This is a genomic window from Ruegeria sp. AH7, assembly GCF_056541325.1.
This window is the reverse complement of sequence record NZ_JBQFYF010000002.1, coordinates 361,006-382,254: the sequence shown is the minus strand read 5'-3', so window position 1 is coordinate 382,254 and position 21,249 is coordinate 361,006. Positions and strand designations below refer to the sequence as shown.

Here is a 21,249-nt window from a genome sequence, read left to right as displayed (position 1 = left end):
CCTTCGCACTACGTATGAATCGCGCAGCCTCTCGTGGCAGGGTCGCGAAGGACCAGATGGCCCCGCCTTTGAAATGCGCCTTGATATAAACAGGAGTGAACATGCCACTGTATGAGCATGTAATGATCGCGCGTCAGGATCTGTCCAACGCGCAGGCAGAAAGCCTTGTCGAACACTTCGGCACCGTTCTGGCTGACAATGGCGGCAACGTCATCGACAGCGAGTACTGGGGCGTTAAGACAATGGCCTACAAGATCAACAAGAACCGCAAGGGTCACTACTCTTTCCTGAAGACCGACGCCCCCGCCGGCGCCGTTCAGGAAATGGAGCGCCTGATGCGCCTGCATGATGACGTGATGCGCGTTCTGACCATCAAGGTCGACGAGCATAACGAGGGCCCCTCGGTCCAGATGCAGAAGCGCGACGAGCGCGAAGGCCGCCGCGAGCGCCGCTGATCAACGCCTGACGAAAGGACATAAACCATGGCCGCAAAACCATTTTTCCGCCGCCGCAAGGTCTGCCCGTTCTCGGGTGAGAACGCGCCGAAAATCGACTATAAAGACACCCGTCTTCTGCAGCGCTACATCTCTGAGCGTGGCAAGATCGTACCTTCGCGCATCACCGCCGTTTCGGCGAAAAAGCAGCGTGAACTGGCCCGTGCTATCAAGCGCGCCCGCTTCCTCGCCCTGCTGCCCTACGCCGTGAAGTAAGGAGAGACTGACATGCAAGTTATCCTTCTGGAACGCGTTGCGAAACTGGGTCAGATGGGCGACGTCGTTGACGTCAAGCCCGGCTACGCCCGCAACTTCCTGCTGCCCCAGGGCAAAGCCCTGAGCGCGTCCGATGCGAACATCGCCTCGTTCGAAGCCCGCAAGGCGCAGCTTGAAGCGCACAACCTGGAAACCAAGAAAGAAGCTGAAGCCCTGGCTGAAAAGCTGGATGGTCAGCAGTTCATCGTGATTCGCTCGGCATCGGATTCGGGCGCTCTGTACGGCTCGGTCACCCCGCGTGACGCCGCAGACGCCGCAACCGAAGCAGGCTTTACCGTCGACAAGAAACAGATTGCCTTGATCGCACCGATCAAGGAATTGGGTCTGCACGCGCTCGCCGTGAAGCTGCACCCCGAAGTTGAAGTCGAAATCAAGATGAACGTTGCCCGTTCGGAAGAAGAAGCCGAACTGCAAGCTTCGGGCAAATCGATTCAGGAACTGGCTGCCGAAGAAGAAGCCGCTGCTGAATTCGAAATCGCCGAACTGTTCGACGATATCGGCTCGGCCGCATCGGATGATGACGAACTGGTTGCCGACGCAGCACCCGCTGCTGAAGAAGACGAAGCAAAAGCCTGATCAGGCCTCGCTGAACGCAACAAAGGGCTGCGCCTTCCGCGCGGCCCTTTTTTTGTTTTCCAACCAGCAAAATTCGGCCCAAATTCAGGGATACGGTTGCGACACCCAATGCGATCCATATCATCGCAGTTCTGAGCTTGGAGTACATAAATGGCAGTCTTCTCCCGTCGTGGCCTCATCACCTTGATCGCGATCTCAGCCCTAAGCGCGTGTAGCGCCGCCGAGGTATCGCGGAACGACACCGAAGCATTCGATCCTCCGCTCTACCCCAATGAAACGCCAGAACTACGTGCATCGATCAACAATTGGGCTGATCATTACGACCTGCCCCGCGAACTCGTTCACAAGCTAGCGATCCGTGAAAGTACGCACAGACCGTGGGCTGTGAACCGACCGTATTACGGATTGTTGCAGATTCTGCCGGCCACAGCGCGCTCAATGGGCTATCAGGGCGACGCTCAGGGCCTACTGGACGCAGACACCAATCTGGAGTTCGCAGGGAAGTACCTGCGGGGCGCGTGGCTGCTATCCGATGGTGACCAGCAACGGGCTATTTTCCTGTACGCAAAAGGCTTCTATCCCGAAGCAAAAGCGCGCGGAATGCTGGTTGAAACAGGCCTGAGACCGGCCCCCTGACACCGTGCCAAATCCGGGGCACAGCCTGTGGATTTGAAATTTGGTGATAGTGATATAAATGTTCTAGTCTACGCAAGTTATACTCAAATGTGCAGACAATTGGCACCTCGCCTTGTCATATTCCAAAAAGTATGTTGTCCTTTCTGATGTGAGGTAATTTGGGTTCCGCTCTAAGTTTACTACTGGTCCGAAGACACCATCGGGCTTGTGGGATGGGCCGCAGTTGGTAGACGCCGCATGGAAATTGTTGATCTGAGCACTCTGCCGGATGCAGAAACTCGGTACACCGAGTTTCTGAAACAAGTGTGCGAAAAGCATGATATGGATCATGCCGCTTATGCAGGCATGAACCCTGCGTCTGGTACGGTTGCGGGCTTTGTAACCTATGATGATGCCTGGAACGAACACTACCAGAACCAGGGGCTGATCATGATCGACCCCACCATCCACATGGCCCGCCGCAGTATTGCACCCGTGGATTGGAGCCGGTTGGAACGCGGCCCCGAATTCCAGCGCATGTTCAATGATGCCAGTGAATTTGGTATATCAAGCCAAGGCGTTACGATACCTGTCCGCGGGCCGTTCGGGGATATCGGATTGCTAAGCGCCTCGCGCGACTGCAGCAAGGAAGAGTGGCGCAAGCTCTACACCCATGTGATTGGCGACTTGCAATCCATGGCTGTACATATTCACGACCATGTCGTGTCTTCTGATGAGGTCACAAGTGCGCTCTACCATCCCAACCTTTCGACACGTGAAGTCGAGATCCTGCAATGGGTTGCAGCGGGGAAATCGCAACAGGATATCGGCGATATCCTATCGATTTCACATCGCACGGTTGAGGTTCATCTGCGCTCCAGCCGCGAGAAACTCAGCGCATTGACAACGCCACAAGCGGTTGGTCGCGCTATTGCCATTGGCCTCATTACGCCTAGTTAACCACAAAAAACCCCAAATTCTGCCAAAATACGGGAAACCCCCAATAGAAAACCCCCGACAAAACGGTAACGTCTAGTTTACCGAACAACCACTCGAAGGGGGAAAAAATGATTGTTGTTGTTGATGGGCTGAACAGACACCTGTTCGGCGAAGTTCTCGACGAAATGTTTGAACTGCGCGCACGCGTTTTCGGCGGGCGCCTTGGATGGGACGTAAAGATCGAAGACGGGAAGGAGATTGACGAATTCGATCATCTGGACCCGGCATATGTGATCGGACTCGACGACGGGGGGAATGTCGTCGCAGCCGTGCGTGCCCTACAGACCACCGGACCGCACATGCTGGCTGATGTTTTCTCAGCCATTCTCGACGGAGAAGCTCCGATCCGTAGCGCAAGAATGTGGGAATCCACACGCTTCTGCGTCGACACTCAAAGGCTCGGTCGCGGGAAAGAGAAGAACTCGGTCTCTTACGCAACCTGCGAGTTGATGATTGGCTCGCTTGAGTACGCCAAGAATGCTGGCATGGAAGACATCATCACTGTCATTGATCCGGTCATGGACCGGGTTCTGAAACGCTCGAATTGCGCGCCTTATGACTATGTAGGTAAGACCGTTCCGATGGGCAAAGTGTCGGCTCTGGCCGCGCTGCTGGATTGTACAGATGAACGAATTCAAGGTATTCGCGAATTCGCCGGTATCCACGAGAACGTGTTCCTGGAAGAAGAAGAGGCGCTGGCCCTTTTCAACTCCAAGAAAACCATCGAGAAGCAACCCGCGAACCGCGATCACAAACCGCTCACAGACCTTGAGAAATACTTTGTCGAGCAGATGAGTGCGGCGCGCACCGAAGAGGAACGTGAAGATGTTCTACGGTTGATCGAAACGCTGACCGATACCTTCACGCCAGAGCAGAGACACGCTCTGCTAGATACCCCCCGTGCTTTTGCTCATGAGGCCTGACCCCCTCACCTCATAATACAAAAGCCACCCACGCGGAGCCGTCTTATTCAAAGGCGGCTCCGCTCTATTTCAACCCCCACAAAAGGGGGGAAGAGGATTATTCCTCTTCCAGTGCCTCAACGGCTTTTTGCAGATCGTCCTTGCTGACTTCTTTGTCCGCAACTGTGGCCAGTTCGAACACGTAGTCGACAACCTTGTCTTCGAAGATGGGCGCCCGCAGCTGCTGCTGCATCTGGGCGTTCTGCTGAACGAACTCAAAGAACTGACGTTCCTGACCCGGGTACTGACGCGCCTGGTTCATGATCGCCTGAGTCATCTCCGCATCGGTCACCTCAACCTCGGCTTTCTGGCCCAGCTCGGCCAGCAACAGGCCCAGACGCACGCGGCGTTCGGCCAGCTTGTTGTGCTCGTCGGTCGGCTCAATCTCGCCATGGTCGTGGCCTTCCACATCCGGGTTTTCTTCGTGGAACAGCTGATGCGCGATCTGCTTGGCCTCGGCCTCAACTAGCGACGGGGGCAGGTCAAACGAGACTTTCTCGTCCAGCACATCCAGCAGGCCGCGCTTCATAACAGCGCGCGAGGCGCCCGCATATTCAGCTTCCAGACGTTCAGAAATCTGACCTTTCAGGGCGTCCAGATCTTCAGCACCGAATTTCTTGGCCAGCTCGTCATTCAGCTCCGCAGCAACCGGTTCTTTCACTTCTTTGATTGTGCAGCTGAAAACCGCATCTTTACCGGCCAGGTGTTCCGCACCGTATTCTTCCGGGAAAGTGACGTTCACGTCCTTTTCTTCTTCGGCCTTCACGCCAACCAGCTGCTCTTCAAAGCCGGGGATAAAGCTGTTCGAGCCCAGAACCAGCGGGTAGTCCTCGGCCGAACCACCTTCGAACTCTTCGCCATCGACCTTGCCGACAAAGTCGAACACGATCTGATCGCCATCCTTGGCTTTCGAACCCTTGCGACGTGCTTTGAAGTCCTGCGCGGTTTCCGCCAGGTTGTTCAGCGCTTCTTCAACGGCTGCGTCATCGGCTTTGACAACCAGCTTTTCCAGCTCAACCGATTTCAGATCAACTTCTGGGATTTCCGGCAGCGCCTCGTAGGACATTGCGACCTCGACATCGTCGCCTTCTTTCCAGTCCTCGTTGGTCATCTTGACCTCAGGCTGCAACGCAGGGCGCTCACCGCTGTCTTCAAAGTGCTTGTTCATCGCACCGTCGATGGTTTCCTGCATCGCTTCGCCCAACAGACGCTGGCCAAACTGCTTCTTCAGCAGCGCCATCGGCACCTTGCCTTTGCGGAAACCTTTCATTTCGACCTCGGGCTGCGCTTCGGTCAGTTTTTCGTTGACCTTATCGTCCAGCTCAGCTGCGGTCACAACGATGTTGTAGCCGCGTTTCAGACCTTCGTTCAGCGTCTCGGTAACCTGCATTATGGTAGTCCCCATAGGATTCGGGGCGCGCAACACGGGCGCGCCGGGCAAATTTGACGCCTTCTATTTGCACAGCCGCCCGCGTGCAAGGGGTCAAAGGCCCGATCACCCCGGTTTTAGGGTGTCTGCAACGAAAAAACGCTCAGTATCAAAGCGGGGCCAGTGCATTCCTTCAGAACGTGCTTTTAGAACCGCCAGCGCGCGCCCAAAACCCAAGCCGCATTCTTGTCGAACGAAGTCCCGTCATCAAAATCGTGATTGCGGTATTTCAGGTAGGCATCGGTATTGATGCTGTCGATCCGCTGAACCACAGCGATCCCCCAGGCCTGGGTACTAGAACCGTCAGTCTCGAAGTCCGAGCCGTCATAGTAGTCAATACCGAGACCGGTTTTTCCCCAGGCTATCCAATCGCCTTCATATGACAGCTTTCCATACCAGAAGCTGGGGTCCGAGACGCCAGCCTCATCTTCATCCCGGGTACCAGCCGCGAATGTAACGCCTAACCCGCTGGGCAACAGAACCGAGGCGGATCCGATCGTATCCTTGCGGTCCCCGGAATTGTCATCACGCGACCGCACGGCATAGGCCAGCGCGGCTTTGACTTCAGCGCCGCCAGCAAAGGTGGATTGATATCCAAGGCTGATATCGTAGTAGTCATCATCATCACTGCTGGACAGAATGTTCTGGCCATAGGCGATGGCGGCTGAAAACCCGTTGAAATCTGGCGTGTCATAGCGAATGCGGCCGCGCCGGGACCCATCGAAGTTGCTGCTACTGTCTCCGATTGTGATGTCACTCAGAACGCCATCAGTGCCACGATAAAAGAAGCTGGAATTCTCATCATTGGTAAAGGAATAAAGCGCCGTACCGACATAGGTCAGGTCCACCTCAGCCGCCCCGTCCGAGGCCATGCTGCCCTGTCCGGCCGAGAATTTGCCCCATCCCCCTTTCAGCGCGAAATCCACATGTCGGATATCCTCACGCGACCACCCATCGCTGTTGGTGCCGAACTGATCAGCTGATGCCGATCCGGGCAAACCTAACCCGGTTTCAAACCGGAACGTGAATTCGTTGGTCCCGAAGGGCTGCATCAGACGCAGGCCAACCCGGCTGTTGGACAGATCATTGTCCAGCACGCGGGTTTCGGTTTCCTGCCCATCGTCGACCGAGATCAGCGCCGGGTTGAACTGACCATACAGTTCGACATAACCGCCACTGTTGTTTTCATACTTCAATTCGGCGAACGCCGAGGTCGCAGTGGCTGTGACCAAAATGGCGGTCGCAGATGTTGGTTTGAAATAAGAGTTCATATCAATCACCATCAATGGCTTAGGTTTTGGTACTGCCCAGACAATCACAAAAACATGTGTTTCCTGTGATGCAGGTTCCGGGTCGCCCGCCGTCGATTCAGCTGCCAAATCCCACGGATGTGGGCATAAATATTGTTTTGATCACTAGCTTGGAATTGCGTGGTGTCTCTTTTGATCCACCAAGGCAAGTTTGCACCTTTGGCGTGACTCTTGCAAATCCCAGGCATCGCCCAGCGATCGGCGGCGCTATAAAACCTCTACTTCTTGGCGATCTCGGCCAAAACCCGCTGATTGCCTTCACGTCTCCAGTGTCCGAAACACGGCCGGCAGTTGCTCAGGCAAGTCCTCGGCGATCAAGCCCGGCCCGAACTGTCGGGCACATTCCACATGCAGCCAGGCTGCGCTTTCTGCGGCCTGCATCGGGCCAAAACCGCGCGCAAGCAAACCAGTGATAAACCCGGCCAAGACATCGCCTGACCCAGCTGTTGCCAGCCAAGGGGCTGCACGTTCATAAACCGCAGCATTGATCGAGCATCGCCCGTTCGGGTCGGCGATCACCGTGTCAGGCCCTTTGAACAGCACAACGCACCCTGCCCGTTTGGCAGCCTCTCGCGTCGCATCGACCTTGGAATAGGCCGGACCTGTGGTTGGTACAGCGTTTAGTTTTTCCGAGATATCCGGGAACAGACGCGCGAATTCCCCCCCATGTGGCGTCAGCACGCAGTTCTCGTGCAGTTGCGCGAATAGTGCAGCAGGGTCATCTGCAAAAGCGGTCAAAGCATCCGCGTCCAAAACCGTTGCGCGACCAGCGTCCAAGGCAACCGGAACGAGTTCGCGCGCATGGTCCAAACCCAAACCGGGACCAAGGCACAAGGCATTCAGCCGTTCGTCCTGCAACACCTCGGACAACCCATCAGCACCTTCAACCCGCTGCAACATGATGGCCGTGACTTGCGTCGCAACCTCCATCTGCGCCGATGGAGGTACTCCCAGCGTCACCAGCCCTGCCCCGATCCGCAAAGCCCCCCGCGCCACCAACCGGGCTGCGCCTGTTTTGCCGGGACCGCCGGACAGGATCAGTGCATGGCCGTGGGAGTATTTGTGAGACGACGCAGACTTGGTGAGCTCTCGAGTTTCTGAAGACACATCGCAATCCGAGTCCAGATCGATTTCGATCAACTGCACTGGATCAGAAGCTCTCTCAAACAATCCTTTTCTTTCAAGACCAATGGATTTGACGACGACTTTTCCGCAAACATCAGGCCCCATTCCAAGAACATGGCCATCCTTTAATGCGTGAAACGAAACGGTCAATTCTGCACGATAACTGTGACCAATTTGCTTTCCGCTATCCGAACACAAGCCCGAAGGAACATCGACTGCCACACGTTTGACATTCTCATGAGAGATCAGGTTTTGCATAAGTAAATCAAACTCGAAAGTGCTTTTGGAAAGCGGCTTTGAAAGTCCGGTACCGAACACAGCATCCACGAAAACCGTTGGAACCTCTGCCTTCGAAAAAACATCGATCAGCTTAAGGCAAGTATCAGTTGGCAACTTTGATGGGGGATTTGCCTCTCCGATGCTTATCCACCGCTCATAGTTCATCCGCGCATCCGGTGGCAATTTCTGGGGATCGCCATACAGAAAAACCTCAACCTCCCATCCCTGCTCTCGCAGCAACCGCGCGACAACAAACCCGTCACCGCCATTGTTCCCCGGCCCACACAACACCACCGCACGCAGGGGATCCTCTTCATCTGGCCTCAAATATCCCGGGGAGCTCGAGGGGCTGGCCCCTCGATCCGTCAACTCCGGCCATTCCTCAAAGATCGCCTCAACAACGCCCTGCCCGGCACGCTCCATCAACTCCAGCCCGGTGACTTTACCGGACTCGATGGCCGCCTGTTCAATCGCCCGCATCTGCGCCGCCGTCAGCAATTCCACCATCCCGAACCCTCATGCGATTCAATTTCGTCTATATTTTGTGCAAAGCGCACAAAACTTAACCCGCCTCCAAGATTCCATCCATCCGAAACAGGCCAAATCCGCAATCACATTGCCCCCCTGATTTAGACGTGATCACTGCGGGTCTGACAACTATGCGAGGTGAGCCGGGATGAAAAAGATCGAAGCGATCATCAAGCCGTTCAAACTGGACGAAGTGAAAGAGGCATTGCAGGACGTCGGCGTCCAGGGCCTCAGCGTGATCGAGGTTAAGGGCTTTGGCCGCCAGAAAGGTCACACGGAACTGTACCGTGGTGCTGAATATGTGGTCGACTTCCTGCCCAAAGTGAAGGTCGAGGTGGTGCTGGACGACGATCAGGTCGACGCCGCCATCGAAGCCATCGTTTCGGCCGCAAAAACCGACAAGATCGGCGACGGTAAGATCTTTGTCTCGCCCGTTGAACAAGCCATCCGCATCCGTACCGGCGAGACCGGCTCGGACGCGCTGTAACACACCCATCTTCAAACCAGAGGAATAGATAGTATGAGCAAGGACGCAGTTCTTCAGCTGATCCGCGATGAAGACGCAGAATATGTCGACATCCGCTTCACCGACCCGCGCGGCAAACTTCAGCACGTGACCGTTATGGCCGATCAGGTTGACGAAGACTTCCTCGAAGAAGGCTTCATGTTCGACGGGTCGTCCATCGCGGGCTGGAAATCAATCGAAGCATCTGACATGAAACTGATGCCCGACACCGACAGCGCTTATGTCGATCCTTTCTATGCGGAAAAGACCATCTGCTTGCACTGCTCGGTTGTGGAGCCCGACACTGGTGAAGCGTATGAGCGCGACCCACGTGGCACCGCTGAAAAAGCCGAAGCCTACCTGAAATCTTCGGGCATCGGTGATGTGGCCTATATGGGCCCCGAGGCCGAATTCTTCCTGTTTGACGATGTCCGCTTCTCGAACAGCATCAACAAGGTGTCCTACGAAGTGGATGCGACCGACGCGTCCTGGAACACTGACACCGAGTACGAAATGGGCAACATGGGCCATCGTCCGGGCGTCAAGGGCGGTTACTTCCCGGTCAACCCGATTGATGAAAGCCAGGACCTGCGTTCGGAAATGCTGTCGACCATGAAACGTTTGGGCATGAAGGTCGACAAGCACCACCACGAGGTTGCGTCCTGTCAACACGAGCTGGGCCTGATCTTCGACAGCCTTACCAAGCAAGCCGACGAGCTGCAGAAGTACAAGTACGTCATCCACAACGTGGCACATGCCTACGGCAAATCGGCCACCTTCATGCCGAAGCCGATCGCAGGTGACAACGGCACCGGTATGCATGTGAACATGTCGATCTGGAAAGACGGCAAGCCTCTGTTCGCTGGCGACAAATACGCCGATCTGTCGGACGAAGCGCTGTACTTCATCGGCGGTGTTCTGAAGCACGCCAAGACCCTAAACGCCTTCACCAACCCGTCGACCAACAGCTACAAGCGTCTGATCCCGGGCTTCGAAGCACCAGTTCTGCGCGCCTACTCGGCCCGTAACCGTTCGGGTTGTGTCCGTATTCCGTGGACCGAAAGCCCGAAAGCCAAGCGCGTCGAGGCTCGCTTCCCTGACCCAGCTGCGAACCCCTACTTGGCGTTTGCCGCGCTGCTGATGGCTGGTCTGGACGGCATCAAAAACAAGATCGATCCGGGCGAAGCCATGGACAAAAACTTGTACGATCTGCCTGCCGAAGAACTGGCCGACATCCCAACCGTTTGCGGTTCGCTGCGCGAGGCTCTGGAAGCTCTGGCATCCGATCACGACTTCCTGCTGCAGGGCGACGTGTTCACCAAAGACCAGATCGACGGCTACATCGCACTGAAGATGGAAGAGGTCGAAACCTACGAGCACACACCGCACCCGGTAGAATACGGCATGTACTACAGCTGCTGATCCTGCACTGGGTTACATCTGCAAGGGCGTCCATTCGGGCGCCCTTGTTTCGTTTGTTGTGATCTTTCAAACTGGCCGTCAAAACAAGTTGGGAGAGAGCACATGTCATCCGATGACCCGTTCGCGCAATTCACGGACTATGTGACCTCGGCTGAACAGCTGGAAGGCATCACCGGCGCGCCATTGCCTCAGATCATCGCAAAGGAGTTGTCGGCTCTGGATCAGATGTGCAGGGATTTCATCGACAGGTCCACCTTGTGCCTGATCGCATCAGCCAACCCGGACGGGTATCTTGATATCTCGCCTCGTGGTGACCCCGAAGGGTTCGTGCATGTCATCTCGGACGACTTGCTCGCAATCCCCGATCGCCCTGGCAATAAGCGCGTTGATACCTTTCACAATGTTCTGAAGGACCCACGCGTCAGTGTGATCTTCTTTGTCCCCGGAAAGATCGAGACGCTGCGCATTCGCGGCACGGCGCGTATCTGTGCGGATGAGACGCTTTTAGTCCCCATGGCCGTCAACGGCAAAGCGCCCAAACTGGCGCTGCTGGTGCATGTCGACACCGCCTTTGCCCACTGCCCCAAATGCGTCATCCGCGCCAACCTCTGGCAGCCGGAGAATTGGCCAGACTCCTCGGACCTGCCAAACATGAACGCGATGATGGTCAAACACGCCAAGATCGGCAAAACGCCTGATGAATGGTTAGAAGACCTCAAGCAAGCAGGCGAGTTGGACCTGTATTAAAGCCTTTGCCATGGAACGGTTGGCGTTTAGCCTTGGTGCAGATTGTACAAAGGAATTGACTTGATGTTGCGCATTCTAAGCCTCACGCTCGCCCTTTCTGCACCGACGCTTGGCCATGCGGCCCCTTGCGGAAATACCAGTGCTGGGTTCGAGGTCTGGAAGGCTGATTTCGCCAGAGAGGCCCGCAAGGCAGGAGTGAAAAAGAAGGGCCTTCAAGCGCTGGCCCAGACGCAATATGCCACCAGAACGATCGCCGCAGACCGAAATCAGAAGAGTTTCAGATACTCGCTGGACAAGTTCATGCGTGTGCGCGGCGCAGACACGATTGTCGCCCAAGGACGCAAACGCAAATCGCGGAACCCGCAGTTTTACGCTGCGCTTGAACAGCAATACGGCGTGCCAGCAGGTGTTCTGATTGCCATCCACGGCATGGAAACCGGCTTTGGCAATTTCATGGGCGACAGCCAGGTTGTGTCAGCAATAACCACTCTGGCCTATGATTGTCGCCGATCCGAGTTCTTTGTTCCCCATGCAATTGGGGCACTGAAACTGGTCGATCAGGGCAGTATCACCATGGCGACAAAAGGGGCAAAACATGGCGAGCTGGGCCATACCCAGTTCCTGCCAGGCAATGCTCTGAAATACGGTGTGGATGCCACTGGGGATCGCCGCGTGGATTTTTACAACCTGACGGATGCAATGGCCTCAACCGCCAATTTCCTGCGCAAAAAAGGGTGGAAACCGGGGCGCGGCTATCAGCCGGGGCAACCCAATTTCGCCGTTATCGAACAGTGGAACGCGGCCACGGTTTATCAGCAATCCATCGCCATCATGGCCGCCCGAATCGACCAATAGCCCAGTCATGTGCGCAACACGTGATTTACGCAATTTCGCCACAATGTCGCCACAGCGGTCGCAAAAACCCCTTATTTTATTGGTTTCCAAAGCGTAATCAATCATCCGGTTTTCTGATTTTTTTGCACTTTTCGTCAAATTCTACCCAAAAACGGTTGTTAACCTTTGATTTGCAACGAAAGCGGCAAAGGAAACTCCCGTGGCTCAGAACCGCAGTTATCATGGCGGCCTGCAATTCGATGGCGACGCCGATGGCGCAATCGAACGGTTTAGTTCGATCGTCGCGACAACTCTTGAGGATTACGGTCACCTGATCGAGCGCAAAGCGATGCTGAATCATACAGAGGCCAGCATCGTCTCAAGCCAGTACCTTGTGCGCCTGACGCTTAAGCGCGAGGCCGCGAACGCGGACACCCATCATGACCGCCTGGACCGGGTGGTGGGGCTGAAAACGGCACCGCGTCGCCGCATTGCCACACGCCCGCAGAACAGGATGCAGATCACTGTCTCGCCAGTCTCTCCTGTACTGGACGATCCTGAGATTTCAGAGCTGATGCTGGCGGTCATGCTATATCGCATGGTCGATATCTGCTCGACCCGTCGCGTCGAATGGCTATCGCCGCGTACTGTTTTGACCCTTGAACAATTCATGAGTGCGTTTGACACTCTGGCGCCCGGAAAATCCCGAGACAGAAAACAGATATTCCAATCAATATCCGGCCAATTCGCGGGGGTGGATATACCCGAGCCCGACGAACAGATCGCGGTCTCGAACCCGTCTGCCCGCCCGATCCAGCTGACCGATGACCAGCTACTGAGCATCGCGTTTCGCGCGGATGAGACGCTGGAACCACCATCAAACGAAAACAAACCTTTTGAGCAGATCCAAGACAATACCGAAGACGAAGACCGCCCAAGCGACATCCTGCGTCTTAGCAGTTGGTGTGTAACGGGCGTGATCGCCAGCGTTTCCATGCCCATCGCCTGTTCGATGGCAGCCGTCAATCTGATCCGGGGTGAAGATTTCCGGCTGAACACGCAGGTTTTGGTCTTTTCCTCTGCCATCGTTGCGCTGAACACCAGCAATGCCTTTGCCGACGTGGCCAACGTCCTGGGCATGTAACAGAATTACCGAAGACCCTCCTTGGAGGCCCCGCCGTCAGGCGGGGTTTTCCATTTTTGGAAGGCTGTCTGCGGCCAGAACATAAGTGTGAATCGAAAACACAACTGCCCCGGTGCGTGGCAGACGCAGTAAGGTTTGGCGTTCGCTGCGTAGATACGAGGTTGTCCCCTCCTCGGGCTTTTCACGCGGGGTGCTGGCGCTGCGGGGCTGGTAAAGCTCGGGGTCTTCATACCAAAGCGCATTGAAGCGCCACAGCGGGCGATCAGGCTTTATCCCATCAAACAGACGCTGCACGCGCCGCGCAATGTTGCCATCATAGCTGTCAACGGGGATATGAATATCCACCAAAGGCCGCATGAACTTTTCCGACAGGCGCCAGCTGGCCGGAAAGCACAGAATCGCACCTGTTAGCATATGTTCGTTCCCATGCTTCTGAAGGATGCAGAAATCCTCTTGCACCAGCAGACAAAGCGTATCCAACGGTCGTGCCGTATCAATTTCAATGCGAACCCCATCAGGCCGCACGACGTGATCAGTTGCACCGGGGTAAGCCCTTGCCAGAACCAGCGCCAACAACTCCTGCGCGGCCTCTTCTGCCTGCGGGTCCAGCGCCAGCACATCGTCACGACGTTCACTCAGCAGCGCCGCGCGTCTATTCATCTGCGCTGCAAAGGCATCATCCTGATACAGCCAATCCTGCATCTGTGTCGGCTGGATGCCCGGCAAGGCGCGTAAGTCCGTCGGATCGTAAGGAATTTTCTTTTGCAGGATCACACTCATAAAAACCAGCTATCATTGAATTTCCCGAATGTCGGTCAAAAAACGACAAGCGGGCGGTCGCAATCTTCTGCGACGTCTTTCGAGCGTCTTCACAAGATTGCCTCAATCTGAGGGAGGCGCGTTGTGAATCAACACTATCGGGATACCCGTAAAATCGACCCAACCCGTGGCGAAACGCTGGGCGATGGCACACCGAACGACAACGATAGAATCGAGATCGGGCCCACTCAACTGGCCTTTGACGAATGGTCAGCCGCAGGACTCGCGCTGCCCAATCTGGACCAGATGCGCGCGTTTCGCTGGAAACGCCTAACCCAGGCTATCGTAGATCGCGGTTATGGTGGTTTGCTGATTTTCGATCCGCTGAACATCCGCTACGCGACCGACAGCACCAATATGCAGCTGTGGAATACGCACAACCCATTTCGTGCAGTCTTGCTATGTGCCGATGGCTATATGGTGATCTGGGACTACAAGAACTCCCCCTTCCTCTCCACTTTCAACCCTCTGGTCCGCGAACAGCGGTCGGGCGCGGATTTGTTTTATTTTGACCGTGGCGACAAGGTGGATGTGGCCGCCGATGTGTTCTCGAACGAGGTGCGGGTGCTGATCGAGGAACATGGCGGCGGCAACAAACGTCTAGCCGTCGACAAAATCATGCTGCACGGGCTGCGCGCGCTTGAGGCACAGGGTTTCGAGATCATGGAAGGCGAAGAGCTGACCGAGAAAACCCGCGCCATCAAAGGACCCGATGAAATCCTGGCCATGCGCTGTGCCAGCCATGCCTGTGAAACCGCCGTGGCCGAGATGGAAGCCTTTGCGCGCGCCAATGTGGGCGATGGAAAGACATCCGAAGATGACATCTGGGCCGTTCTGCATGCCGAAAACATCCGCCGCGGTGGTGAGTGGATCGAGACGCGCCTCTTGGCGTCGGGCCAACGCACAAACCCCTGGTTCCAGGAATGCGGCCCCCGGATCACGCAGCAGAATGAAATCATCGCATTTGACACCGATCTGGTCGGTTCCTACGGGATTTGCGTCGATGTTTCACGCACTTGGTGGATCGGGGATCAGAAACCGCGTGCCGACATGATCTATGCGATGCAACATGCCCATGAGCATATCATGACCAATATGGAGATGCTGAAACCCGGCGTCATGATCCCCGAGTTGACAGCGAATTCGCACCGGCTGGATGATAAGTTTCAGGCCCAGAAATATGGCTGCTTGATGCACGGCGTTGGCCTGTGCGATGAATGGCCTCTGGTCGCCTACCCGGACAAGGCGGTTGCAGGCGCTTATGACTATCCGCTGGAACCCGGCATGGTTTTGTGTGTCGAGGCTGCGGTTGGCGAGGTGGGCGGCGATTTCTCGATCAAACTAGAAGATCAGGTTCTCATAACCGAAGACGGCTATGAGAACCTGACGCGATATCCGTTTGATGCCCAGCTTATGGGGCTATAGCAACCCGGTTAGTCAGGCCAGTTCGACCGCCGCACGTTGCCATGCCAGTCTTCGACGGGCGGGCTGATTGTATCAGAGTGCTCATTCTCGCTAAGTGGCAAGGACTGGCCCAGTGCGAACCCCAAGACGACGGCCAGAATAAGTGCGACCAGCCGTTCCATGCCAACCCAGGGTGCATTTGGCTTTGCTGTAATATCTACCATGTTTCCCTCCGGCTATGGTTTCGATAGCGGGAAGATGGGTCTTTATGTGAAATAATTAAAACGAATGTTTGACTGACTATACATCACAAAACGGAATGAATGACTTATCTTCCGGTTTCGATGACGGACCACAAACCCGTCACCAACCTTACGGCAGTCCCTCACCTTACCGTGACGCCTTTGACATATAGGTTGTGGCAGGCCCCGCATGATCGCAATATTGCAAACGCCCCCAATGGAAGGAGCCGAAATGCCTACGGAACGCATCACCTTTGCCGGTCATGATGGCGGCCAACTTGCCGCTCGGCTGGATTTGCCCGATGGTCCGGTTCTGGCGACGGCCCTGTTTGCCCATTGCTTCACCTGTTCCAAAGATATCCCTGCGGCGCGCCGTATCTCAGCCCGATTGGCGGCGATGGGGATCGCTGTGCTTCGGTTCGACTTTACAGGGCTTGGGCATTCCGAGGGCGAGTTTGCCAACACCACTTTCACATCGAATGTCGAAGACCTGATTGCGGCGGCGACGTATCTGGCTGGCCGAAACATGGCCCCGGCCCTGCTTATTGGCCATTCACTAGGGGGAGCCGCTGTGCTGCGCACCCGCGCGGGTATCCCATCGGTCAAAGCGGTGGTCACGCTGGGGGCCCCTGCAGATCCCAGCCATGTTTCGCACCATTTCGAACAGGCCCTGACCGAGATACAGCAAGAAGGCAGTGCCGAGGTCTCGCTGGGTGGTCGACCGTTCCGCATTGGCAAAGCCTTTGTAGACGACATCGCTGAAACGGCCCTGACACCCTCGGTGGCAGAGTTGAAAGCCGCCTTGTTGATCCTTCATGCACCCTTGGATGAAACCGTCAGTATCGACAACGCCAGCACCATCTTTCTGGCCGCCAAGCATCCCAAAAGCTTTGTGACGCTTGATAATGCCGATCATCTGATCACCCGTGCCGCAGATGCGGAGTATGCGGCGGATGTGATCGCTGCGTGGGTATCGCGATACGTGCCCCTACGCCCCCCGGCCCCGCCCCCCGGCGCGCCCGAAGGCGTTATTCGCGTGACCGAAGCAGACCCGGATGGGTTTTTGCAGGACATTCAGGCCGGACCGCGCCATCATGCCGTGGCGGATGAACCTGTCTCATATGGCGGCACAGATCGCGGCATGTCGCCTTATGGGTTCGTTTCGTCCGGGCTTGGGGCCTGCACCTCGATGACCATTCGCATGTATGCGCGTCGCAAACGGTGGCCTCTGACCGGGGTCAGTGTGGACGTGTGTCATGACAAAGTTCATGCACAGGATGCAGGGCTGGCAAACGAAGGTAAAGTGGACCAGTTCAACCGGAAAATCCGATTGCAGGGCCCATTGACCCAGGAACAAAAGGAACGGCTGCTGGAAATTGCCGACAAATGCCCGGTGCACAGAACGCTGGAAGGCTCGGCACTTGTCACGACCATACTGATTGACAACTGATTGGAATAGCTGCCACAAGGCCGCTTTATTGTGCAGTGAGCGGCAGGCGCATGGACAAACAGATCGTTTGCATAAACTGGGGCACGCGCTACGGTGCCCCCTATATCAACCGTCTGTACCGGATGGTCTGCGCCAACACGACGCCGCCCTTCCGTTTTGTCGCCTTTACAGACACACGCGAAGGGGTCGACCCCGGCGTTGAATGTTTTGACCTGCCTGAAATGCCGGGCTTCATGCCCGAACGCACCATCGGCCAATGGCCGAAATCCAGGCTTTGGGCTGCTGAACTGGCCGACCTAAAGGGGCCATTTCTGTTCCTGGATCTGGATGTTGCGATCACAGGTTCTTTGGACCCGTTCTTTGAGTTTGGTGATCCTCAGGATGTCGTCCTGGCGCGCAACGTGGCCAAACCGTTGAACCGGTTGGGTCAAACCTCGATCTACCGCATGCCTGTTGGTGCCCTTGCCTCGCTTCAGGATATCTTTGCAGCTGACCCTCAGGGCGTGGCCGACAAGTACCGGTTCGAGCAGCATTTCGTCACGAAAAATGCACCAAACGGTATAAAGTTCTGGCCAACCGGATGGGTGCGCCATTTCCGGATCGAGTGCATTCCGACTTTCCCACTGAACTACTTCAAGGACACGTGCCCGCCCAAAGGAACTCGCGTGGTCATCTTTGCCGGATCGTTGAACCCGCCGGACGCGATCAAAGGGCAATACAACGACGCGGTTCCGCACCTGCCTCCGAAACAGCATATCCTGAGGGCGCTCAGGTCAAAGCACAAACTCCGCGCGATGCGACAGTACTTTCGACCTGCGAACTGGGTGGCCCGAATCTGGGATCAGGCCGAACGCAACTAGTTTCGACCCGCTTTCGTAACCCAGGCAAAATCTCAAAAACAAAAAAAACCGCGCCGGATCTCTCCGGCGCGGGTCACTCAGATTGAAAATGACAATCGCGGTCAGCCGCGCGCGTTTCCGACCAGTTTCCAAACCGCAGGGATCAGCAGTGCAGCCAAAGCCAGCTTGATCGCATCCCCTGCCAGGAACGGTGTCAGACCCCATTCAAGGATCGGCTTATCCCAACCATACAGTTGGCCCAGCCACAGCAGGCCGGGAACATAGATCAGCACGTTGGCCAAAAGCAGTGCGAATGCCAGTTTGCCGACCGAACGGTCCCAACCGCGGGCAGCCAAAGCGCCCAGCATGACGGTGGCAAGCAGATAGCCAACCAGATAGCCGCCCGTGCCGCCCATCATGTAGGTCAGGCCAAATTTCTCAGCCGACGAACCGGCAAAAACGTCAAAGCCCAAAGCACCGACCAGCAGATAGCCCATCATGGTGACCAGACCCAGACGCGCGCCATAGGCTGTGCCGATGGTCAGAACGGCAAAGGTACCCATTGTCATCGGGACCGGCCACATTGGCACTTTGATCTTTGCGGCGATGGCCAGAGCGGCGGCACCCAAGACAACCAGGGCCACCTGCTTGACGCGCAGCGCCGTCCCTTCGCGCGGGCCAAATGCGTTGGCCAAAACGTTTGCGTTCATCTCATATCTCCACGTTCGGATTTATTTGCACCTGCAGCAATGCCTGTTCCGGGCGTCTGCTGCAAGATGATTACGCTATCGCAGCGTGTATTTGGTCTCCATTTCATAAGATTTTCGCGGCCCAGACACGGTCCAACAGACTGTCCAGATCGGCCATCCCGAGAAATCGTAATCTGCATCATAGCTGTCAGGGGGGCAATCATGATGGTCGATCACCGTGGTTTCGCCAAGTTTCAGCGTATGAAAATACCGCCCATCGTCAAAATAAACGGAAATGCGATCCGCATCTGACCGCCAAAGATAGCGACGGGTGCCTTTCATCGGCGGCTGACCTGGAACACGCACCGTCACCTCTTCGCTATAGGTCAGACCGTTGGCATCTGGCACTAGATCGGCGATGCCATCGGCCTGCACAATCTGCCCGGCCTTGTTGTCGCGGATTTTTCGCGTCAGAAGCCAGGTCCCGGCGAAATCCGTCAAATCGCGTGGCAGAATCATTCCGCAAACACGCCATCTGTTGCATTGCCAGCGTCATCAATAAACCGGATCCTCTGACCATTTTGCTGAACGTCGTAACAGGCCCAGAGGTCCGACGGCGGCCAGAGCGAACAATAACGATCATCCCGAACGGCCCACCTGCCCGCGCTGGGTCCACCCGAAAAATAGTTGGTCAGCATCGAGCCCTCGAAGGTTTGCCAGACACCGCCGCCATAATCCAGCTTTCGCTCGGTCAATGCTGCCAGTATTTCAGGGCCTGACAGCTCTCTGAACTCGCTTGCTGCCAAAACACCCGGCCAGATCGCTAGAATCAGGGCAAACCGTCTCATATTTGCACTCTCACCTTGTTCCCGTGGCTGCTCAGGTTTAAACCCCGCGGCATCACCCACTGCCCAATCACAATAAGGCGATGCTGCCAATGATTCCACGTTATTCCCGCCCTGATATGGTCGCCCTCTGGTCGCCTGAATCCAAATTCCGCATTTGGTACGAGATTGAGGCTCATGCCTGCGACGCCATGGCCGATCTGGGCGTGATCCCGCGTGAGAACGCCGAGGCCGTGTGGAAAGCCAAAGACGTGGAATTCGATGTGGCTCGGATTGACGAGATCGAGGCCGTCACCAAGCATGACGTCATCGCCTTCCTGACCCACCTGGCTGAACATGTCGGCAGCGAAGAGGCACGTTTTGTGCATCAGGGCATGACGTCTTCGGACGTGCTGGACACCTGTCTCAACGTGCAACTAACCCGTGCCGCCGACATTCTGATCGCAGATCTCGAAGGACTGCTGGCGGCCCTGAAACGCCGCGCGATCGAGCACAAACATACCGTTCGCATTGGCCGCAGCCACGGCATCCATGCCGAGCCGACCACGATGGGCCTGACCTTTGCCCGCTTCTACGCCGAGATGGACCGCAACCTGTCCCGTATGCGCGACGCCCGTGCAGAAATCGCCACCGGCGCGATCAGTGGCGCGGTTGGCACTTTTGCCAATATCGATCCGCGTGTCGAAGAACATGTCTGCGACCAGTTGGGGCTTGTGCCAGAGCCGATCAGCACGCAGGTCATCCCGCGCGACCGTCACGCAGCCTTCTTTGCGACACTGGGCGTCATCGCCAGCAGCATCGAAAACATCGCCATCGAAATCCGCCACATGCAGCGGACCGAGGTGCTGGAAGGGGCCGAGTTCTTCTCGATGGGGCAAAAAGGCTCCTCAGCCATGCCGCACAAGAAAAACCCGGTTCTGACCGAAAACCTGACCGGTCTGGCTCGTATGGTGCGCGCGGCTGTGATCCCGGCGATGGAGAATGTGGCGCTTTGGCATGAACGCGACATCTCGCATTCCTCGGTCGAACGTATGATCGGACCCGACGCCACAATAACGCTGGACTTTGCTCTGGCCCGTCTGACCGGCGTGATCGACAAGATGCTGATCTTCCCGGAAAACATGCTGGAAAACATGAACAAATTCCCCGGACTGGTCATGAGCCAGCGCGTTCTGCTGGCCCTGACCCAGGCAGGTGTCAGCCGCGAAGATGCCTATGCCATGGTTCAGCGCAACGCGCTGAAGGTCTGGGAACATCGGACCGACTTCAAAGAAGAACTGCTGGCGGACGCCGATGTCACCGCTGCGCTGAGCGCCGAGGAAATCGAAGAGAAGTTCGACCTCGGCTATCACACCAAACATGTCGACACGATTTTCGAGCGAGTGTTTGGCGAATAAGCGCCTGCGACAACTCAGAAAAAGCCCGGCTAGCCTGATGCTGGCCGGGCTTTTTGGTGAATCCACGGGAATCGGGTAGTCTGGTGAAGATACTTCCGTGAAGAGGACAGATCATGATCAGAACCTTATTTTGCTCAATCGCACTTGTTTGCATGGCCTCAGCCAGCCTGGCATGCAGCGGCCATAGCAAACAAACCCAATCCTGTATCGAAGGGACAACCTGGGACCAGGAAACCCAAAGCTGCCTGAAAATCATCAACAGCTGAAAAATTTCTTTCCTGTTTGTGAATAAACGCGACCGATCCGGTGTTAGCTTTTT

23 protein-coding genes are annotated in these 21,249 nt (G+C 56.1%); 15 read left to right on the top strand and 8 right to left on the bottom strand.

The features are described from left to right. The first annotated feature begins 101 nt into the window (after positions 1-101). The 6 genes from rpsF (at position 102) to ACR0JX_RS06405 (ending at position 3,883) form a co-directional block, all read left to right on the top strand. Positions 102-455 carry a 30S ribosomal protein S6 gene (rpsF, locus tag ACR0JX_RS06430; RefSeq protein ID WP_142633142.1) on the top strand — a complete coding sequence of 118 codons (354 nt, stop codon included), beginning with the start codon at positions 102-104 and terminating at the stop codon, positions 453-455. 27 nt (positions 456-482) lie between these two features. Next, positions 483-710, top strand: a complete 228-nt coding sequence (gene rpsR / locus ACR0JX_RS06425) for a 30S ribosomal protein S18 (RefSeq protein WP_005608650.1) — start codon at positions 483-485, stop codon at positions 708-710. A gap of 12 nt (positions 711-722) precedes the next feature. After that, positions 723-1,346, top strand: coding sequence for a 50S ribosomal protein L9 (gene rplI / locus ACR0JX_RS06420; RefSeq protein ID WP_480542406.1), 624 nt, complete (start codon positions 723-725; stop codon positions 1,344-1,346). Between the two features lie 150 nt (positions 1,347-1,496). Next, positions 1,497-1,982 carry a transglycosylase SLT domain-containing protein gene (locus tag ACR0JX_RS06415; protein ID WP_480542404.1) on the top strand — a complete coding sequence of 162 codons (486 nt, stop codon included), beginning with the start codon at positions 1,497-1,499 and terminating at the stop codon, positions 1,980-1,982. A gap of 237 nt (positions 1,983-2,219) precedes the next feature. Further along, positions 2,220-2,921 (top strand): LuxR family transcriptional regulator, encoded by a 702-nt coding sequence (locus ACR0JX_RS06410; RefSeq protein WP_480542402.1) that lies wholly within the window; start codon positions 2,220-2,222, stop codon positions 2,919-2,921. 107 nt (positions 2,922-3,028) lie between these two features. Further along, on the top strand, positions 3,029-3,883 hold the full coding sequence (locus ACR0JX_RS06405) for an acyl-homoserine-lactone synthase (RefSeq protein ID WP_480542400.1): 855 nt from the start codon (positions 3,029-3,031) through the stop codon (positions 3,881-3,883). Positions 3,884-3,980: 97 nt separating this feature from the next. Here ACR0JX_RS06405 and tig read toward each other — a convergent pair whose 3' ends face one another. The 3 genes from tig to ACR0JX_RS06390 all read right to left on the bottom strand — a co-directional run bounded on the left by tig (position 3,981) and on the right by ACR0JX_RS06390 (position 8,572). Beyond that, entirely contained in the window at positions 3,981-5,312 is a 1,332-nt protein-coding gene (gene tig / locus ACR0JX_RS06400; protein WP_480542399.1) for a trigger factor, read from the bottom strand. 185 nt (positions 5,313-5,497) lie between these two features. Then, positions 5,498-6,622, bottom strand: coding sequence for a porin (locus ACR0JX_RS06395; RefSeq protein WP_480542397.1), 1,125 nt, complete (start codon positions 6,620-6,622; stop codon positions 5,498-5,500). Between the two features lie 297 nt (positions 6,623-6,919). Continuing rightward, entirely contained in the window at positions 6,920-8,572 is a 1,653-nt protein-coding gene (locus tag ACR0JX_RS06390) for an NAD(P)H-hydrate dehydratase (protein ID WP_480542395.1), read from the bottom strand. Between the two features lie 169 nt (positions 8,573-8,741). Here ACR0JX_RS06390 and ACR0JX_RS06385 point away from each other — a divergent pair, with 169 nt between their 5' ends. From ACR0JX_RS06385 to ACR0JX_RS06365, 5 genes are all read left to right on the top strand, one after another. Next, positions 8,742-9,080, top strand: a complete 339-nt coding sequence (locus ACR0JX_RS06385; protein WP_050602105.1) for a P-II family nitrogen regulator — start codon at positions 8,742-8,744, stop codon at positions 9,078-9,080. Between the two features lie 33 nt (positions 9,081-9,113). Then, complete coding sequence (glnA, locus tag ACR0JX_RS06380) at positions 9,114-10,520, top strand: type I glutamate--ammonia ligase (RefSeq protein WP_170530610.1); 1,407 nt, start codon at positions 9,114-9,116, stop codon at positions 10,518-10,520. Between the two features lie 102 nt (positions 10,521-10,622). Then, entirely contained in the window at positions 10,623-11,267 is a 645-nt protein-coding gene (locus ACR0JX_RS06375) for an MSMEG_1061 family FMN-dependent PPOX-type flavoprotein (RefSeq protein ID WP_480542393.1), read from the top strand. Between the two features lie 63 nt (positions 11,268-11,330). Beyond that, positions 11,331-12,122, top strand: a complete 792-nt coding sequence (locus ACR0JX_RS06370; protein WP_480542391.1) for a lytic murein transglycosylase — start codon at positions 11,331-11,333, stop codon at positions 12,120-12,122. 199 nt (positions 12,123-12,321) lie between these two features. Beyond that, entirely contained in the window at positions 12,322-13,245 is a 924-nt protein-coding gene (locus tag ACR0JX_RS06365; RefSeq protein ID WP_480542389.1) for a hypothetical protein, read from the top strand. A gap of 36 nt (positions 13,246-13,281) precedes the next feature. On the opposite strand, the gene ACR0JX_RS06360 is transcribed toward ACR0JX_RS06365, so the two are convergent. Continuing rightward, entirely contained in the window at positions 13,282-14,025 is a 744-nt protein-coding gene (locus tag ACR0JX_RS06360; RefSeq protein WP_480542387.1) for a heme-dependent oxidative N-demethylase family protein, read from the bottom strand. A gap of 123 nt (positions 14,026-14,148) precedes the next feature. On the opposite strand from ACR0JX_RS06360, the gene dddP reads away from it, so the two are divergent. Continuing rightward, positions 14,149-15,489, top strand: a complete 1,341-nt coding sequence (gene dddP / locus ACR0JX_RS06355) for a dimethylsulfonioproprionate lyase DddP (protein ID WP_480542385.1) — start codon at positions 14,149-14,151, stop codon at positions 15,487-15,489. 8 nt (positions 15,490-15,497) lie between these two features. Here the strand turns inward: dddP and ACR0JX_RS06350 are convergent, their stop codons facing one another. Continuing rightward, on the bottom strand, positions 15,498-15,692 hold the full coding sequence (locus ACR0JX_RS06350; RefSeq protein ID WP_480542383.1) for a hypothetical protein: 195 nt from the start codon (positions 15,690-15,692) through the stop codon (positions 15,498-15,500). A 250-nt stretch (positions 15,693-15,942) separates the two neighbouring features. On the opposite strand from ACR0JX_RS06350, the gene ACR0JX_RS06345 reads away from it, so the two are divergent. Then, a complete protein-coding gene (locus ACR0JX_RS06345) occupies positions 15,943-17,160 on the top strand; it encodes a bifunctional alpha/beta hydrolase/OsmC family protein (protein ID WP_480542381.1) in 1,218 nt (405 codons plus the stop codon). A gap of 50 nt (positions 17,161-17,210) precedes the next feature. Next, positions 17,211-18,020: a glycosyl transferase gene (locus ACR0JX_RS06340; RefSeq protein ID WP_480542379.1), complete on the top strand. Its 810-nt coding sequence runs from the start codon at positions 17,211-17,213 to the stop codon at positions 18,018-18,020. A 101-nt stretch (positions 18,021-18,121) separates the two neighbouring features. On the opposite strand, the gene ACR0JX_RS06335 is transcribed toward ACR0JX_RS06340, so the two are convergent. The 3 genes from ACR0JX_RS06335 to ACR0JX_RS06325 form a co-directional block, all read right to left on the bottom strand. Next, on the bottom strand, positions 18,122-18,709 hold the full coding sequence (locus ACR0JX_RS06335) for a biotin transporter BioY (RefSeq protein ID WP_480542377.1): 588 nt from the start codon (positions 18,707-18,709) through the stop codon (positions 18,122-18,124). 75 nt (positions 18,710-18,784) lie between these two features. After that, a complete protein-coding gene (locus ACR0JX_RS06330; RefSeq protein ID WP_480542375.1) occupies positions 18,785-19,207 on the bottom strand; it encodes a DUF6314 family protein in 423 nt (140 codons plus the stop codon). Continuing rightward, on the bottom strand, positions 19,204-19,536 hold the full coding sequence (locus ACR0JX_RS06325; protein ID WP_480542373.1) for a hypothetical protein: 333 nt from the start codon (positions 19,534-19,536) through the stop codon (positions 19,204-19,206). The genes ACR0JX_RS06330 and ACR0JX_RS06325 overlap by 4 nt, the downstream gene beginning before the upstream one ends. An 89-nt stretch (positions 19,537-19,625) precedes the next feature. Here ACR0JX_RS06325 and purB point away from each other — a divergent pair, with 89 nt between their 5' ends. Continuing rightward, positions 19,626-20,930, top strand: a complete 1,305-nt coding sequence (purB, locus tag ACR0JX_RS06320; protein WP_480542371.1) for an adenylosuccinate lyase — start codon at positions 19,626-19,628, stop codon at positions 20,928-20,930. Positions 20,931-21,249 lie beyond the last annotated feature (319 nt).